The following is a 15410-nucleotide window of genomic DNA, read 5'->3' as shown; positions in this document are numbered from 1 at the left end:
AGGAAAGGGCGAGTCAGGCGGCGGAAGCGCTGTGCTATCTTCTCGCTATAGATAAGCGCCCGGGCCAGCACATGGTCCGGGACGGCCCGGCAGCACGCGCCGCCGCCTATTTCCGATCCGAGATGACCTTCGTTTCCGTCCTTCTTGCGCTGATCGCCGAGCAGTTCCGCGCCCTGGGCCGCAACAATCCCATTTATGAAATGGTGCGGGCGCTCGCCGAACGCGCCGAGCGCGCCTTCGACACCGGCCGGCCGCGCGACGCGGCGCTGGCGTGGATGACGGTGGCGCTACCGCTGACGCTGGCGGCGCTGGCGGTCCACCATCTGCTGGCGACGATCAGCGTGGCGCTGACGCTCGCCTGGAACGTGCTGCTGCTGTACCTGACGCTGGGCTTCCGCCAGTTCAGCCACTACTTCACCGATATCCACGACGCGCTGAACCGCGACGACCCGGCCACCGCCCGTGCCCTGCTGCACGAGTGGACCGGGCTCGATACCGTCGACATGCCGGTCAGCGAGATCGTCCGTCACACGCTCGAGGCGGCCATCGTCGCGGTGCACCGGCATGTGTTCGGCGTGTTCTTCTGGTTCCTGCTGCCGATCGGCCCGGCCGGCGTGGTGCTGTACCGCGTCGCCGAATACCTGTCGCGGCAATGGAATCTGCCGTCGTCCGAGCGCAGCCCGGCGTTCGGCCGCTTTGCCGCGCGCGCCTTCCATCTGATGGACTGGGTGCCGTCGCGGCTCACCGCGATCGGCTTTGCGATCGTCGGCAACTTCGAGGATGCGGTCTACGCCTGGCGCAACCATGCGCGCAAGTGGCGCGACGAGACCAACGGCATCCTGCTGGCCAGCGGCGGCGGCGCGCTCGGCGTGCGGCTCGGCACGCCGCTGCCCGAGGACGACACCAGCGTGGTGCTGGCCACCCCGGGCACCGGCGCCGCGTTCGACTATGCGCCTGGCATGGAGGATGACGGCGCGCCGGAGCCGGCCGCGCCGGAGCTCGGCGCCGATCCCGGCGTACGGGCGCTGCAGTCGGCGGTCGGCCTGGTCTGGCGCGCGGTGGTGCTGTGGATGCTGCTGCTGGCGATGCTGTCGCTGGCCAGCTGGGTCGGCTGAGGTTCGCCCAGGGGTACGGCCAAGCTTGGGGGCAAGTTCCGGCAGGCCGGGAGGGCGGCCGGAACAGCGGCCGGAACAGGTCTCGCCTCCGATTCACGGCCGCGGGCTGCCGCACTGCCAGCAGGCGCCGAACTGCGCCTCGTGCCATTCCCCGCAGCGCGCGCAGTGCCAGCGCGGCCCCGGCGCCGGATTGGCCGCGGCATCGAGCACGGCCCACGCTTCCTCTTCGCGCGCATCGTCGAGCAGCCACACCTGCGGCGCGCTCTCCTGAAACGGAATATCGCCGGTCGCGCCGGCCAGCCACGTATTGCGCAATTGCGCGCGGATGCCCGCGGCCAGCAGCAGATTGCGGCAATGGGCCGCATGCACCAGCGAGGGCGTCGACAGCAGCAGTTTCATCGGCGTCACCGGCAGTGGGGATGCTTCAGACCTTAGCACGGGTGCGCCGACATGGCGCAAGACGTGGGTGTCCGCCCCTCTCCCGCAAGCGGGAGAGGGAGTCCCTCGTCGCTTCAACGAGCTCCGTTGCTGTCCGCCGAACGCGGCACTGCTACCACGGCTTCTGCTGCCGCGACTCGTGCAGCAGCTGCAGATACAGCTGATGCCGCCGCGGCGCGATGCCGCCGGCTTCGACCGACGCCAGCACGCCGCAGCCCGGCTCGTTGATATGGTGGCAGTTGTAGAAGCGGCATTCGGTCAGCCGCGGGCGGAATTCGGGGAAGGCGCGCTCGAGCATGCCTTCGGACAGATGGTGCAGGCCGAACTCCTGGAAGCCGGGCGAATCGATCAGGCTGCCGCCCTGGCCCCAGTCGTCGGGCAGGTGATACAGCCGCGTGAAGGTCGTGGTGTGCTTGCCCGAATCGAGCTTGGCCGAGATCTCGCGCGTCTGCGCCTCGACGCCGGGAATCAGCAGGTTCAGCAGCGACGACTTGCCCATGCCGGACTGCCCGATCAGGATCGTCGCGCGCCCCGCGGTCAGCGGACGCAGCTGCGCCAGCGCGTCGTCGGGATTGCCGTGCACCGACAGCTCGACGGTGCGATAGCCCAGCTGCCGGTACAGCGTCAGCCGGCGCCGGGCCTCCTCCAGCCGGTCGGTCAGATCGGTCTTGTTCAGCAGGATCAGCGGCGCGATCTCCAGCGCCTCGGCGGACACCAGCGCGCGGCCGAGCAGGTCCTCGGAGAAGCTCGGTTCGGTCGCCAGCACGATCGCGACCTGGTCGATATTGGCGGCCAGCAGCTTGGACTTGAACTGGTCGGAGCGGTGCAGCAGGTTGCGGCGCGGCTCGACCTCGACGATCACGCACTGGTCGGCCGCGGCGCGCTCCACGCGCACGCGGTCGCCGACCGCGCATTCGCTCTTCTTGCCGCGCGGAAACGCATGCATGCGCGTGCGCTCGCCATCGTCGAGCTCGATCACATAGTGGCGGCCGTGCGCGGCCACGATCAGCGCGGATTCGCGCGCGGCGGCGTTGGGCACGGCGGCGCCGGCGGGTCGGCGCTGGGCGTCGCCGCCGCGTAGTCGGGCGGGGCGGCTCATGCGTGCGCCAGCAGACGGTCGATGCGCTGCGCCGCGGGCGGGTGCGAGTAGTAGAAGGCGCTGTAGAGCGGATCTGGCGTCAGCGTCGAGGCGTTGTCCTTGTACAGCTTGACCAGCGCCGAGACCAGATGGCCCGCATCGGCATGCTCGGCGGCAAATGCATCGGCCTCGAACTCGTGCCGGCGCGAGGTCAGGCTCGACAGCGGTCCCAGCAGGAACGTGAATACCGGCAGCGTCAGGAAGAACAGCACCAGCGCCAGCGCGTGGCTGTCGGACATCAGGTTCGGCAGCACGCCCAGGCCGGTGTAGAACCACGCCTGCGTCGACAGCCAGCCGAGCAGCGCCAGGAAGGCCAGGCTCAGCGCGAACGTCACGACGATGCGCTTGACGATATGGCGCCGCTTGAAGTGGCCGAGTTCGTGCGCGAGCACGGCCTCGATCTCGTCGGCGTTCAGCCGCGACAGCAGCGTGTCGAAGAAGACGATGCGCTTGGCCGCGCCGAAACCGGTGAAGTAGGCGTTGCCATGCGCGCTGCGGCGCGAGCCGTCCATCACGAACAGGCCCTTGCTGGCGAAGCCGCAGCGGCGCATCAGCGCTTCGATGCGCTGCTTCAGCGTCTCGTCGGTCAGCGGCTCGAACTTGTTGAACAGCGGCGCGATCCAGGTCGGGAAGATCACCAGCAGCACCAGGTTGAAGCCCATCCAGACCACCCAGGTCCACAGCCACCACCATGCGCCGGTCCGGTCCATCAGCCACAGCACCGCCAGCAGCAGCGGCAGGCCCAGCACCGCGGCGACCACCAGCATCTTGATGGTGTCGACCAGCCACAGCCGCCACGTCATCCGGTTGAAGCCGAAGCGCTGCTCGATGCCGAACTGCGCGTACAGCGTGAAGGGCAGCTCGGCCAGCCCGCCGATCAGCGCGACGCTGGCGATCAGCGCGACGCCATAGGCATAGCCCGGGCCGAAGGTGCCATACCAGAACTGATTCAGCCAGTGCAGGCCGCCGAGCAGCGTGAAGCCGATCAGCACGGCGGCGCCGGCCAGTACCTCGAGCATCGACAGCCGCGTGCGCGCGATCGTGTAGTCGGCGGCCTTGCGGTGCGCGGCCAGCGAGATCGTGTCGGCGAAGCGGGGCGGCACGGTGTCGCGATGCAGGCCGACATGGCGAACCTGGCGCGCGGCCAGCCACAGTTTGGTGAGCACCATCACCACCAGGGCGACGAGAAAAAGCAGCGTGAACATCGGGTCCTTGCCTTGTGGGGCGGTCTAGTGCCTTCGATATGCGAGAATTATATGACTTCGCGCCGGGCCGCCGTCCGTGCCGCGAAGCCACCATCCCTCCCGAACGATCCTCACGCAGTCCGATGACAAGCTCCAGCCCCGCCGCCCCAGTCCCTGCGGCCCCCGCCGCTCCCGCCTCCGCCCCGGTTTCCGCCGCGCCCGTCAAGTCGGTCAAGAGCGAAAACAATCTGGTCTGGCTCGATATGGAGATGACCGGGCTGTCCCCGGAGAACGACCGCATCATCGAGGTGGCGGTGGTGGTCACCGATTCCGAGCTGCATATCCTGGCCGAGGGCCCGGTGCTGGTGATTCATCAGGACGACGCCGTGCTCGACGCGATGGACAACTGGAACAAGGGCACCCATGGGCGCTCGGGCCTGATCGACAAGGTCAAGGCCTCGACGCTGACCGAGGCGCAGGCCGAAGCCGAACTGCTTGCCTTCCTCAAGCGCTGGGTGCCGGCCGGCAAGTCGCCGATGTGCGGCAATTCGATCTGCCAGGACCGCCGCTTCATGGCGCGCTACATGCCCAAGCTCGAGGCGTTCTTCCACTATCGCAATCTCGACGTGTCGACGCTGAAGGAGCTGTGCAAGCGCTGGGAGCCGGCGATCCACAAGGGCTTCATCAAGCGGCAGCTGCATACGGCGCTGGCCGATATCCTCGAGTCGATCGAGGAGCTGCGCTACTACCGCACGCATTTCATTCGCAGCAGCCAGCAGGCGACGCCGGCGCAGGACGCGGCCGGCTCCACCGGCGCCGCCTGACGCCGCAGTTCGTCGTTCCCGCGAACGCGGGAACCCGGTGACTGGCGATGAGCCGCCGCGTTCCCGCCTGCGCGGGGACGACAGGCATCGCGCCTCGATTCGACCCTTCCTCCCCATCCCGCCATGCTTGAGCGCATCGTCTCGATCATCACGCCGGTCATCCTGATCATCCTGGTCGGCTGGCTGTACGGGCGCAAGGCCCATCCCGACATGGCGGGCATCAACCGCGCGACGCTCGACGTGATCGCGCCGCTGCTGGTGGTGTCCGCCTTCGTCAGCAAGGAGTTCGTGCTGGCCGATCAAGTGGCGCTGCTGGCCTGCGCGGTGGGCGTGGTGCTGGGCTCGGGGCTGCTGGCGCTGGGCGCGGCGCGGCTGATGGGCGCGGACCCGCGCACCTTCGTGCCGCCGATGATGTTCAACAACTCGGGCAACATGGGGCTGCCGCTGTCGGTGTTCGCCTTCGGGCCCGCCGGGCTGGCCCCCGCGGTGGCGCTGTTCGCGGCCTCCAACCTGATGCACTTCACGCTGGGGCTGAAGATCGTCAACCGCCATGCCTCGCTCGCGCAGATCTCGCGCAACCCGATGGTGCTGGCGACGATCGCCGGCGTCGGCCTGTCGCTGGCGCGGCCGTGGTTCGCGCTGCCCGATCCGGTCTATCAATCGATCAAGCTGCTGGGCGACGCCACCGTGCCGCTGATGCTGTTCGCGCTCGGCGTGCGGATGAAGGACGTCAATCTGCGCAACTGGGGCATGGGGCTGGCCGGCGCGGTGATCTGCCCGCTGACGGGCATCGCTTGCGCGCTGGCGCTGGCGGCGGTGGTGCCGCTGACCGAACTGCAGCGCGGCCTGCTGTTCGTGTTTGCCGCGCTGCCGCCGGCCGTGCTGAACTTCCTGGTGGCCGATCATTTCCGGCAGGAGCCGGACCAGGTCGCGTCGATCGTGCTGCTGGGCAATATTGCCGCGGTGGTGTTCGTGCCGGTCGGGCTCTACCTGGGTTTGCGGTAGGGCGATTCGCTCGGAGGGGGCTGCCCTCTCCCGGAAGCCCTCTTCCCGAAGCCCTCTCCCCAGGCCCTCTCGCAAGCGGGGCGGGGAGCGGGCGCCAGGCGCACGCGGCCAGCGCTTTCGGTGTGCCCCTGTGCCGCGTGCGGGTGAGGGGCAGGGGAGAGGGCAGCCTCGGCGCGCGCTCAGCCCTTCTGCCGGATCGCGTGCTTGGGCCGCCAGGCCTTGACCACGGCCTCGTCGGTCTCGATGTAGGGGCCGCCGATCAGATCGATGCAGTACGGCACCGCGGCGAAGATGCCTTGCACCAGCGGCTTGCCGTCGTCGCCGCGCAGCCCTTCGAGCGTCTCGCGGATCGCGCGCGGCTGGCCCGGCAGGTTGATGATCAGCGCCGCATGGCTCGGCGTTTCGCGGATCACCGCCACCTGACGCGACAGGATCGCGGTCGGCACGAAATGCAGGCTGACCTGACGCATCTGCTCGCCGAAGCCAGGCATCTGCTTGGTGGCGACCGCCAGCGTGGCTTCGGGCGTCACGTCGCGGCGCGCGGGGCCGGTGCCGCCGGTGGTCAGCACCAGATCGCAGCCGGCCACGTCGACCAGCTCGATCAGCGTGCGAGAGATCTGCGCCTGCTCGTCGGGGATCAGCCGTTCCACGCCCTGCCACGGCGAGGTCAGCGTGCGGCCGAACCAGTCGCGCAGCGCGGGGATGCCTTCGTCCTGATAGGTGCCCGCGGAGGCGCGGTCGGAGATCGACACGAAGCCGACCAGCAGCTCGTCGGGATGGTTGCGGGCAATAGGCTGGGTGAGATCGCTCATGCGGGCTCCTGGTCCTCTCCGGTTGACGGCGCCGCGGATGCCGCGCCGGGCTGTTCGCGCGCCTCGAGCGCGCTCTTGATGGCCTGGAACAGCTCGCGGAAATGCTTCGGGGGCTTGGCCAGCTGCTGCTCCTTGCGCGCGTTGCGGATCAGGCTGCGCAGCGCCTGCACGTCGACGGCCGGATGCTCGGCGAGGAAGCGCGTCAGCGCCTCGTCGTCCTTGAGCAGCAGCTCGCGCCAGCGCTCGATCAGATGCAGGCGTGCGGTCTCGGCCTTGCTGGTGCCCTTGAAACCGTCCAGGGCGCGCCGGATCGCATCGATCTCGTCGTCGTTCAGGCCGCGCATCACCTTGCCGACATACTGCATCTGGCGGCGCTTGCCTTCGTGGCTGGTAATGCGGCGGGCCTCGCGGATCGCGTCCTCGAGCACCTCGGGCATCGGCACGCGCGCCAGCCGGTCCTTGGGCAGCGCCTCGAGCTCGCTGCCCAGGTCCTGCAGCGCATGCATGTCGCGCTTGCGCTGCGACTTGCTCTTGGGCGTATCGTCTTCGGGCTCGGGGGCGAAGGCGCCGGGAAAGCCGGCGCCGGGGGAGTGGCGGGGATGTCGCGTCATGGGCGGCATTTTATCTTGCTATGATTCCCGTTTGGGTTTCCGTTTGCCCTTCCCGGCTCCCATGGCGCCCCGGCTCGCCGCCGGAATCGCCTCTGCTACGCCCCCGACCTTCGCCAGACCTACCAGGCCAGACTTACGCATGTCCGATCTCATGACCGACCAGAACGTCCACTTCACCTACACCCAGGCGCAACTGAGCGAAATGGCAGCCGACGTGCTGCGCGTCGCCCGCGAACTGGGCGCCACCGATGCCGCTACCGAGATTTCAGAGGGCAGCGGCCTGTCGGTCTCGGTGCGCAAGGGCGAGGTCGAGACGATCGAGCAGAACCGCGACAAGGTGGTCGGCGTGACCGTGATGATCGGCAAGCGGCGCGGCAATGCCAGCACGTCGGACTTCTCGCCGGCCGCGCTGCGCGCCACCGCCGAGGCCGCCTACAACATTGCGCGCTTCACCGCCGAGGACGACTGCGCGGGCCTGGCCGAAGAGGAGCTGCTCGAACGCGATCCGCTCGACCTGGACCTGTTCCACCCGTGGGCCATCGACGCCGAGCAGGCCATCGAGATCGCGCGCCGCGCCGAGGCCGCCGCCTTCGCGGTGTCGCCGCGCATCCGCAACAGCGACGGCGCCAGCGTGTCGGCGCAGCATTCGCAGTTCGTGCTGGCCACCACGCGCGGCTTCGTCGGCGGCTATCCGTATTCCCGCCATTTCGTCTCGTGCGCGCCGATCGCCGGCAGCGGCAGCGGCATGCAGCGCGACGACTGGTATTCGTCCAAGCGCGCGCCCGAGGCGCTGGCCGAGCCCGAAGCGATCGGCCGCTACGCCGCCGAACGGGCGCTGGCGCGGCTGCATGCGCGCAAGCTGTCGACGCGCCGCTGCCCGGTGCTGTTCGAAGCCCCGCTGGCGGCGGGGCTGCTCGGCGCCTTCGTGCAGGCGGTCTCGGGCGGCGCGTTGTATCGCAAGTCGACCTTCCTGTACGACACGCTGGGCAAGGCCGTGTTCGCGCCGCATATCGACATCCACGAGCGTCCTCACGTGCCGGGCGCGATGGGCAGCGCGCCGTTCGACGAGGAGGGCGTCAAGACCCGCGCGCGCGACGTGGTGCGCGACGGCGTGGTGCAGGGCTATTTCCTGTCGACCTATTCGGCCCGCAAGCTCGGCATGCAGACCACCGGCAACGCCGGCGGCTCGCACAACCTGGCGCTGACCAGCAAGCTGACGCAGCCGGGCGACGATTTCCCGGCGATGCTGCGCAAGCTGGGCACCGGCCTGCTGGTGACGGAACTGATGGGGCAGGGCGTCAACTACGTGACCGGCGACTATTCGCGCGGCGCCTCGGGCTACTGGGTCGAGAACGGCGTGATCCAGTACCCGGTCGAGGAGATCACGATCGCCGGCAACATGGCCGAGATGTTCCGCCAGATCGTCGCCATCGGCGCCGACACGCTGGTGCGCGGCACCAAGGAGACCGGCTCGATCCTGATCGAGCAGATGACGATTGCGGGGAATTGAGGGGGCAGCTCGGCAGCAGTCGGGAAACCCGGCCCTCTGCCCAACCCTCTCCCGTCAGCGGGAGAGGGGGGAAACCCAGATTACTCCGGCGCCCGTTCGTACGTCACGAACGCATAGTCGAAGCCGTTCGACTCCGAACGATGGCGCTCCCGTTCGGTGGCGATCCAGCGCCGCGGGTCGATCTCGGGGAAGTGCGCATCGCCCTCGATATCGGCGTCGATCTCGGTGACGATCAGCCGGTCGGCGCTGGGCAGCGCCTCGGCGTAGAGCTGCGCGCCGCCGATCAGGAACACCTGCTCGACACCGACGCACAGCCGCAGCGCATCCTCGAGCGAGCACGCGGTTTCCGCGCCATCGAGCCGCAGTCCGGGATTGCGGCTCACCACGATATTGCGGCGGCCCGGCAGCGGCCGGCCGATCGATTCCCAGGTCTTGCGGCCCATGATTACCGGCGCGCCCATCGTGGTGCGCTTGAAGTGCGCCAGGTCCTCGGGCAGCCGCCACGGCAGCGTGTTGTCGCGGCCGATCACGCCATTGCGCGCGCGCGCGACGATCAGCGTCAGCAGCGTCATACCGCGACCGGGGCCTTGATGGCCGGATGCGATTCGTAGCCGACCAGCGCGAAGTCCTCGTAGCGGTAGTCGAAGATCGAATCGGGCTTGCGCAGGATTTCCAGCTTCGGCAGCGCCATCGGCTCGCGCGCGAGCTGCGTGCGGACCTGTTCCTCGTGATTGCTGTAGATGTGGCAGTCGCCGCCGGTCCAGACGAAATCGCCGACTTCGAGGTCCGTCTGCTGCGCGATCATGTGCGTCAGCAGCGCGTAGCTGGCGATATTGAACGGCACGCCGAGGAAGATGTCGGCGCTGCGCTGGTACAGCTGGCACGACAGCCGGCCGTCGGCCACGTAGAACTGGAAGAACGCGTGGCAGGGCGGCAGCTTCATGCGCGGGATGTCGCCGACGTTCCAGGCCGACACGATCAGCCGGCGCGAATCCGGATTGCTGCGGATCTGTTCGATCAGCTGGGCGATCTGGTCGATATGCTCGCCGTTGGGCGCGGGCCAGGAACGCCACTGATAGCCGTAGATCGGGCCGAGCTCACCGTTCTCGTCGGCCCATTCGTCCCAGATCGTGACGCCGTGCTCCTGCAGCCAGCGCACATTGGTCGAGCCCTGCAGAAACCACAGCAGCTCATGGATGATCGACTTCAGGTGCAGCTTCTTGGTGGTGACCACCGGGAAGCCTTCGCGCAGGTCGAAGCGCATCTGATAGCCGAACACCGAGCGCGTGCCGGTGCCGGTGCGGTCCGCCTTGACGGTGCCATGCTCGTACACATGGCGCATGAAGTCGAGATACTGTTTCATCGGCGTCGGAAAGGAAAAAGGGCCGCAGCGCGGGGGCATGCGGGCCAGGCCGTCATTCTAGCCGATGCGCTCGCAAGGGGCGCCGGCATGAAAAAAGGGCGGCCCCGATGGAGCCGCCCTTTGCCCGGATCGTTGTCATTCCCGCCTGCGCGGGGACGACAGCTTGCCGCTTACTGGCTTTCCACTGCCGGCGCGCGGCGCTTCTGCACCATATAGCCGGCTCCCAGCACACCGCCGATGATCACGGCATACAGCAGCCAGGCCAGCGCCGGGTTGGCGGCGAAGAACGGCTTGACCAGCGGTTCGCCCAGGATCATCTTGGCCGCGGTGAAGGCCAGCACGCCGGCGCCCAGGTAGATGATGACCGGGTAGCGGGCCATCAGCTTGAGCACCAGGCGCGAGCCCCAGACGACGATCGGGATGCTGATCAGCAGGCCCAGCACCACCAGCAGGAAGCTGCCGTGCGCGGCGCCGGCCACGGCCAGCACGTTGTCGACGCCCATCACGGCGTCGGCGATGATGATCGTCTTCATCGCGCCGGCCAGCGTGGTCGCCGGGGCGCCATGTTCGTCCTCGCCGTTTTCGTCGGACAGCAGCTTGTAGGCGATCCACACCAGCGCGAGGCCACCGACCAGCATCAGGCCAGGAATCTTCAGCAGCCAGACGACACCGATGGTCATGGCCGAACGGACCACGACGGCACCGATGGTGCCCCAGACGATGGCCTTCTTTTGCAGATGCGGCGGCAGGTTACGCGCCGCCAGCGCGATCACGATGGCGTTGTCGCCAGCGAGCACCAGGTCGATGACGACGATCGACAGCAGTGCCGTCAGAAACTGCATCGTGAACAGATCGGTAAGCCACTCCATGAACTCTCCTGTTGGAAACGTGAAATATCGGTTCGCCTGGAGTCATGCAGCCGCGGACGGGAGCCTCTGCAAACCATGAATCCAGGTTGCAAAGGTCTTGCTCGACCGAACTGCGATATTGCCGATAACGCTGACATCGCCGGTACGGTCAGCACAACCGGAGGCCGCAATGGGGGCGCGGCGCTCGTAATGACGATTGTGCTAAGGGCGGGCTGCCCTGGAGCTACTCCCCTTTGAAGGGGCTTGGCCGTGGTCGGCCTTGCTTGGGCACGGATTATAAACGAGGTCGATGGCGATTGTCGCCTTTGCGGCAAATGGCGTTTACCCGGCCCCGTGCCACGCCCCCGGCCGCTTCTTGCCCCGCCATGGCCCGGGCAAAGCGCCCGGCGCGTGTCGGAGGCAGGCGGGCAGGCAGACGGGCCCGATAGCGCCTATTCTTACCGGATCGGCAGTGGCCGATGCGCCGCCGGACAGCGATGGCGGCGTGTCCTCTGCCCGCACCGGCCGTTTGTCGGCGTTTGCCCCGATGGCAGCGGCGGTGTGACCGGGGTTCGGGGTTGCGCAGCGCTCGACGCTCGATACGGAATGCGGACAGCGCAGTGCTCAGTGTCATCCAGCCACATCAACCGACCAGAAGGAACAAGAACCCTATGCCGGCTGACCCGATCGGTATGCCATCGCGCCACATCCGCCAGGACAACGGATCCGCGGCGCGCGCCACCTCTTCATCGTCCCCGTCTTCCGCATCGCCTTCACCGTCCTCATCGTCTTCCTCTTCCTCGTCTTCTCCGCCCGCGGCCGTGGCCTCATCGCTGGCCAGGGCACGCTCGCGCTTCGGCGATCCGCTCGCCTTCGTGCAGCAGTACCGCCACGACGACGAGGCCGAGCGCGCCGAGCTGATCGACGGTCTGCTGGCTCCGCACGCCAGCGTCCAGCCCAAGCACTTCTACGACGTGCTCGGCTCGCGGCTGTTCGAGGCGATCACCGCGTTGCCCGAGTACTACCCGACCCGCACCGAGGCCGAGATCTTCGCCGCGCACGCGAGCGCGATCGGCGCGCGCTGCGGCAGCGGCGGCGTGCTGATCGACCTTGGCGCCGGCAACTGCCAGAAGGCGGCGCGGCTGTTCGGCGTGCTGCGCCCCGCGCAATACGTCGCGCTCGATATCTCGGTCGAATTCCTGCGCGACACGCTGGCCGGACTGCAGCAGCAGCATCCGCAGATTCCGATGCTGGGACTGGGTGCGGACCTGTGTGCGCCGCTCGCGCTGCCGGCGCCGATCCGTCAGGGCCGGCGGCTGTTCTTCTATCCGGGCTCCAGCATCGGCAACTTCGCGCCCGATGCCGCGCTGGCGCTGCTGCAGCGGCTGCGCGCGGCGGCGCGCCAGGGTGACGGCGTGCTGATCGGCGTCGATCTGATCAAGGACGAGGCGCAGCTGGTATCGGCCTACGACGATGCGCTCGGCGTGACCGCGGCGTTCAACCGCAACGTGCTGCGCAACGTCAATCGCGCGATCGACGCCAACTTCGCGCTGGCCGACTGGCGCCATGTCGCCAGCTTCGACCGGCCCGGCTCGCGTATCCAGATGCATCTGCAGGCGGTGCGCGACGTCGAGGTCCACTGGACCGGCGGCGGCCGCGCCTTCCATGCCGGCGAACGCATCCATACCGAGGACTCGCACAAGTACCGCGTCGACGGGTTTGCCGCGCTGCTCGAAGAGGCGGGCTTTGCCGATCCGGTCTGCTGGACCGACGCGCGGCAATGGTTCGCGGTGTTCCACGCGCGCGTGCCGGCCTGAGGGTCGAACAGGCCGGCGCAAGGGAAGGAAAAAGCCGCGGTGTCATAATGGCCGCTGACATGCCGCTCGCGCTGCGCGCGGTTTCCCAGCGGCTTTTGACGAGGCGGGCAATCCGATGAGCGGCTTCACCATGCTTCCCGATCTGTATTTCGCCGGCGGCCGGCACGACTGGAGCGATCCGCGGCGGCTGCCGCGCGAAGGCGTGGCGCAGGCGCTGGTCGACAGCCGCAACCGCACGCTGGCCTGGCTGGCCGCGTTCGGCGCGTCCAGGCGCGGCTGGATCGTGCCGCGCCAGTACGATGCCGATCCGCCGCTATGGACGCTGGGCCATCTCGCCTGGCACGCCGAATGGTGGTGCCTGCGCGACGTCCAATGGCAAGAGCGCGGCGGCGTGCTGCTGCCGGTGCCGGCCGCGCCGGCGATGCTCGACGGTGCCGACGAATGGTTCGATCCCGAGCGCATCGGTCCCGATGCGCGCTGGGAAGCGGCGTTGCCCGATGTCGCCGCGCTCAAGCACTATGCGGCCTCGGTGCTCGACGCGGTGCTGCGGCGGATCGCGCTGCTGCCCGACGATGGCGACGACACGCTGTATCCCTTCCGTCGGGCCCTGCAGCACGAGGACGCGCAGATCGAACGGATCGCGGCGCTGCTGCAGGCGCTGGCGACGGCGCCCGACGATCCCGCGCTGACCCGCCCGCCGGTCAGCGTGCCCGACGCCGGCACGCTGCAGTTTCCCGGCGGCCGTTTCACGCAGGGCTGGGGCGAGCCCGACGGCTTCGCGATGCCCGACGAGCTGCCCGCGCAGCCCACCTATGTGCCGGCCTTCGAGATCGACGCCGCGCCGGTCACCAATGCGCAATTTCTGGAGTTCGTCGACGACGGCGGCTACGAGCGCCCCAACTGGTGGTCGCCGGCCGGCCGCCAGTGGCTGATGACGCAGGAGCGCTCGGCGCCGCGCTACTGGGAGCGCCATGCGCAGACGCGCGCCTGGATGGCGCAGCGCTTCGACACGCTGCGCACGCTCAATCCCGACGAGGCGGTGCGGCACGTGACGCTGTACGAGGCGCAGGCCTGGTGCGCCTGGGCCGGCCGCCGGCTGCCCGACGAGGCCGAGTGGGAAATGGCTGCGGTGCAGAACCGCGGCGGCTTTCGCTGGGGCATGGTGCGCGAATGGACCGCGACGCCGTACGAGCCCTATGCGGGCTTTGCCGACGTGCCGTCGCACCCCGGCCCCGGGGACAGCGCGATGCAGGCGCGGTTCGGCGTCTGCCAGGCCGTGCGCGGCGCCTGCTTCGTCGGCCCGGCGCGGCTGCGCCATGCGCGCGCGCGGCTGGCGCTGGCGCCGGAGGAAGACGCCGCCTTCGTGGGCTTTCGTACCTGCGCGCTGTGAGCCCGGCCGCGCCGATCGTCCGGCAATAAAAAAGGTTCATCGAGGAATACCGGGGAAGGCAGCGCGGATTTTGAGGAAGAAGTACTCCTCATCGCGATAGCCGTAAGCGCGCCGCTTGATGACCTTGATGGTGTTATTGATGCCTTCGACGACGCTGGTGTTCAGCGGGTGCCGGCACCGGGCCACAATGCCGTGCCAGTAGCCGCTCAAGCGATGGGCGAACTGCTGTAACGGACCAATACCGCTTTGCTGCGCTTGCTCAAACCAGTTGTGCCATGCCCGCTGCGCCCATCCCGGGCGGCGGTAGAACCACAGCCGCTTGAGTTCGTCGCGCAGGATGTAGACCGTCATCAACGGTCGGTTCGCAGCCAACACCTCGTTCAGATGAATGGCCTGACCCTCGCTCAGATTGGCCCGATTGCGCAGCAGCAGCCAACGCGTCGACTTCAGAACGCGTCGGGCCGGCCTGTCGTGGCGTAGCCGATTGGCTTGATCGACCCGAACCCGATCAATGACCTCGCGTCCATATTTGGCCACGATATGGAACAAGTCATAGACGACTTCGGCCTGCGGGCAATGCTCGCGGATCTCGAGTTCATATGCCGTCGTCATGTCGATGGCAACCGCTTCAATCCGCTCTGCCGCGCCCGCTGGCAGTTGCTCGAAGAAGGCGCGCGCCGTCTCGCGTGAACGGCCCTTGCCAATCCACAGCACCTGCCGGCCGATCGGGTCCACGACGACCGTGGCGTAGCGGTGGCCCTTATGCAGCGCAAATTCGTCCATCGCCAGATAGCGGATGTTGGCCCAGTCCGGCTCCGTCACCGCCTCGCGCAAGCGCGCCTTGTCGATGGACTTGATCGTGTGCCACCCAAGCTCATAGAACGCGGCGACAGCGCGCACCGAGCAGTCGCGCAACAGTCGACCACAAGCCTCGGCCAGGCGCGCTGTCACGCGCTGATAGCGCCCGAGCCAATCCAGGCGCTCCAGCCGCGGGCCGCCACATTGATCACACCAGACACGCCGGCGCGGCACGTGTAGAACGACGCGATAGTCGAAAATCGGCAGGTCTCGTACCCGCCGAACGGTGGTCTCGTGTACCTGCTTGCAGCGCGCACCGCATTCCTGGCAGTGCATGACCTTGCTGGTCGGCTTCAGATAAAGCGATAGCGTCCGACTGTCGCCTTCGGGCCAGACTACCCGCTCAAGACGGTATCCGGTCCAGCAACCCAGCGCCTGCAACGTCTTCCGATCCAGCATTCCCGCTCCTGACCCCTGAAATAACAGGCATCAAGCATACGAAAAACCGGAACCCTTCACGGAATTCTGCGAAGAACCATAAAAAAGCCCCGCCGAAG

15 protein-coding genes are annotated in these 15410 nt (G+C 68.1%); 6 read left to right on the top strand and 9 right to left on the bottom strand.

The annotated features are described in order from the left end of the window. Positions 1-122: 122 nt before the first annotated feature. The gene (locus tag FOB47_RS20260) at positions 123-1115 is read left to right on the top strand and encodes a CobD/CbiB family protein (RefSeq protein ID WP_174781938.1); all 993 of its coding nucleotides are present in this window, start codon (positions 123-125) and stop codon (positions 1113-1115) included. Positions 1116-1208: 93 nt separating this feature from the next. Here the strand turns inward: FOB47_RS20260 and FOB47_RS20255 are convergent, their stop codons facing one another. The 3 genes from FOB47_RS20255 to FOB47_RS20245 all read right to left on the bottom strand — a co-directional run bounded on the left by FOB47_RS20255 (position 1209) and on the right by FOB47_RS20245 (position 3896). Further along, positions 1209-1514, bottom strand: coding sequence for a putative signal transducing protein (locus FOB47_RS20255; RefSeq protein WP_053822218.1), 306 nt, complete (start codon positions 1512-1514; stop codon positions 1209-1211). Positions 1515-1665: 151 nt separating this feature from the next. Beyond that, positions 1666-2652 (bottom strand): ribosome small subunit-dependent GTPase A, encoded by a 987-nt coding sequence (gene rsgA / locus FOB47_RS20250; protein WP_174781937.1) that lies wholly within the window; start codon positions 2650-2652, stop codon positions 1666-1668. Further along, positions 2649-3896, bottom strand: a complete 1248-nt coding sequence (locus tag FOB47_RS20245; RefSeq protein WP_053822217.1) for a M48 family metallopeptidase — start codon at positions 3894-3896, stop codon at positions 2649-2651. The genes rsgA and FOB47_RS20245 overlap by 4 nt, the downstream gene beginning before the upstream one ends. A 242-nt stretch (positions 3897-4138) precedes the next feature. Between FOB47_RS20245 and orn the strand changes: the two genes are divergently transcribed. Beyond that, entirely contained in the window at positions 4139-4699 is a 561-nt protein-coding gene (orn, locus tag FOB47_RS20240) for an oligoribonuclease (protein ID WP_244959485.1), read from the top strand. Positions 4700-4822: 123 nt separating this feature from the next. After that, complete coding sequence (locus FOB47_RS20235) at positions 4823-5704, top strand: AEC family transporter (protein ID WP_174781935.1); 882 nt, start codon at positions 4823-4825, stop codon at positions 5702-5704. A gap of 179 nt (positions 5705-5883) precedes the next feature. On the opposite strand, the gene mog is transcribed toward FOB47_RS20235, so the two are convergent. Together mog and yjgA are read right to left on the bottom strand one after the other, a co-directional pair. Further along, a complete protein-coding gene (gene mog, locus FOB47_RS20230) occupies positions 5884-6516 on the bottom strand; it encodes a molybdopterin adenylyltransferase (protein ID WP_053822215.1) in 633 nt (210 codons plus the stop codon). Next, positions 6513-7127: a ribosome biogenesis factor YjgA gene (gene yjgA / locus FOB47_RS20225; RefSeq protein WP_276534986.1), complete on the bottom strand. Its 615-nt coding sequence runs from the start codon at positions 7125-7127 to the stop codon at positions 6513-6515. Before yjgA ends, mog begins: the two co-directional genes overlap by 4 nt. A 139-nt stretch (positions 7128-7266) precedes the next feature. Here yjgA and pmbA point away from each other — a divergent pair, with 139 nt between their 5' ends. Continuing rightward, a complete protein-coding gene (gene pmbA / locus FOB47_RS20220; protein WP_174781933.1) occupies positions 7267-8637 on the top strand; it encodes a metalloprotease PmbA in 1371 nt (456 codons plus the stop codon). 80 nt (positions 8638-8717) lie between these two features. Here the strand turns inward: pmbA and FOB47_RS20215 are convergent, their stop codons facing one another. The 3 genes from FOB47_RS20215 to FOB47_RS20205 all read right to left on the bottom strand — a co-directional run bounded on the left by FOB47_RS20215 (position 8718) and on the right by FOB47_RS20205 (position 10869). Next, complete coding sequence (locus tag FOB47_RS20215; protein ID WP_053822212.1) at positions 8718-9209, bottom strand: dihydrofolate reductase; 492 nt, start codon at positions 9207-9209, stop codon at positions 8718-8720. Next, positions 9206-10000 carry a thymidylate synthase gene (locus FOB47_RS20210; protein WP_174781932.1) on the bottom strand — a complete coding sequence of 265 codons (795 nt, stop codon included), beginning with the start codon at positions 9998-10000 and terminating at the stop codon, positions 9206-9208. The genes FOB47_RS20215 and FOB47_RS20210 overlap by 4 nt, the downstream gene beginning before the upstream one ends. Before the next feature lie 170 nt (positions 10001-10170). Then, the gene (locus FOB47_RS20205; protein WP_053822210.1) at positions 10171-10869 is read right to left on the bottom strand and encodes a TerC family protein; all 699 of its coding nucleotides are present in this window, start codon (positions 10867-10869) and stop codon (positions 10171-10173) included. Positions 10870-11669: 800 nt separating this feature from the next. Here FOB47_RS20205 and egtD point away from each other — a divergent pair. Beyond that, positions 11670-12665, top strand: a complete 996-nt coding sequence (gene egtD, locus FOB47_RS20200; protein ID WP_082371511.1) for an L-histidine N(alpha)-methyltransferase — start codon at positions 11670-11672, stop codon at positions 12663-12665. Positions 12666-12780: 115 nt separating this feature from the next. Next, positions 12781-14055 carry an SUMF1/EgtB/PvdO family nonheme iron enzyme gene (locus FOB47_RS20195; RefSeq protein ID WP_174781931.1) on the top strand — a complete coding sequence of 425 codons (1275 nt, stop codon included), beginning with the start codon at positions 12781-12783 and terminating at the stop codon, positions 14053-14055. A gap of 36 nt (positions 14056-14091) precedes the next feature. Here the strand turns inward: FOB47_RS20195 and FOB47_RS20190 are convergent, their stop codons facing one another. Continuing rightward, positions 14092-15312, bottom strand: coding sequence for an ISL3 family transposase (locus tag FOB47_RS20190; RefSeq protein ID WP_174781215.1), 1221 nt, complete (start codon positions 15310-15312; stop codon positions 14092-14094). Between the last annotated feature and the right edge of the window lie 98 nt (positions 15313-15410).

This window comes from Cupriavidus gilardii, assembly GCF_013347325.1.
GTDB lineage: Bacteria > Pseudomonadota > Gammaproteobacteria > Burkholderiales > Burkholderiaceae > Cupriavidus > Cupriavidus gilardii.
The sequence above is the reverse complement of the archived record's forward strand: the minus strand, read 5'-3'. Positions and strand labels throughout refer to the sequence as shown.

Coding starts and splice junctions, on each gene's coding strand:
- FOB47_RS20260 (WP_174781938.1), top strand. CDS start 123: ATGACCTTCGTTTCCGTCCTTCTTGCGCTGATCGCCGAGCAGTTCCGC.
- FOB47_RS20255 (WP_053822218.1), bottom strand. CDS start 1,514: ATGAAACTGCTGCTGTCGACGCCCTCGCTGGTGCATGCGGCCCATTGC.
- rsgA (WP_174781937.1), bottom strand. CDS start 2,652: ATGAGCCGCCCCGCCCGACTACGCGGCGGCGACGCCCAGCGCCGACCC.
- FOB47_RS20245 (WP_053822217.1), bottom strand. CDS start 3,896: ATGTTCACGCTGCTTTTTCTCGTCGCCCTGGTGGTGATGGTGCTCACC.
- orn (WP_244959485.1), top strand. CDS start 4,139: ATGGAGATGACCGGGCTGTCCCCGGAGAACGACCGCATCATCGAGGTG.
- FOB47_RS20235 (WP_174781935.1), top strand. CDS start 4,823: ATGCTTGAGCGCATCGTCTCGATCATCACGCCGGTCATCCTGATCATC.
- mog (WP_053822215.1), bottom strand. CDS start 6,516: ATGAGCGATCTCACCCAGCCTATTGCCCGCAACCATCCCGACGAGCTG.
- yjgA (WP_276534986.1), bottom strand. CDS start 7,127: ATGACGCGACATCCCCGCCACTCCCCCGGCGCCGGCTTTCCCGGCGCC.
- pmbA (WP_174781933.1), top strand. CDS start 7,267: ATGTCCGATCTCATGACCGACCAGAACGTCCACTTCACCTACACCCAG.
- FOB47_RS20215 (WP_053822212.1), bottom strand. CDS start 9,209: ATGACGCTGCTGACGCTGATCGTCGCGCGCGCGCGCAATGGCGTGATC.
- FOB47_RS20210 (WP_174781932.1), bottom strand. CDS start 10,000: ATGAAACAGTATCTCGACTTCATGCGCCATGTGTACGAGCATGGCACC.
- FOB47_RS20205 (WP_053822210.1), bottom strand. CDS start 10,869: ATGGAGTGGCTTACCGATCTGTTCACGATGCAGTTTCTGACGGCACTG.
- FOB47_RS20195 (WP_174781931.1), top strand. CDS start 12,781: ATGAGCGGCTTCACCATGCTTCCCGATCTGTATTTCGCCGGCGGCCGG.
- FOB47_RS20190 (WP_174781215.1), bottom strand. CDS start 15,312: ATGCTGGATCGGAAGACGTTGCAGGCGCTGGGTTGCTGGACCGGATAC.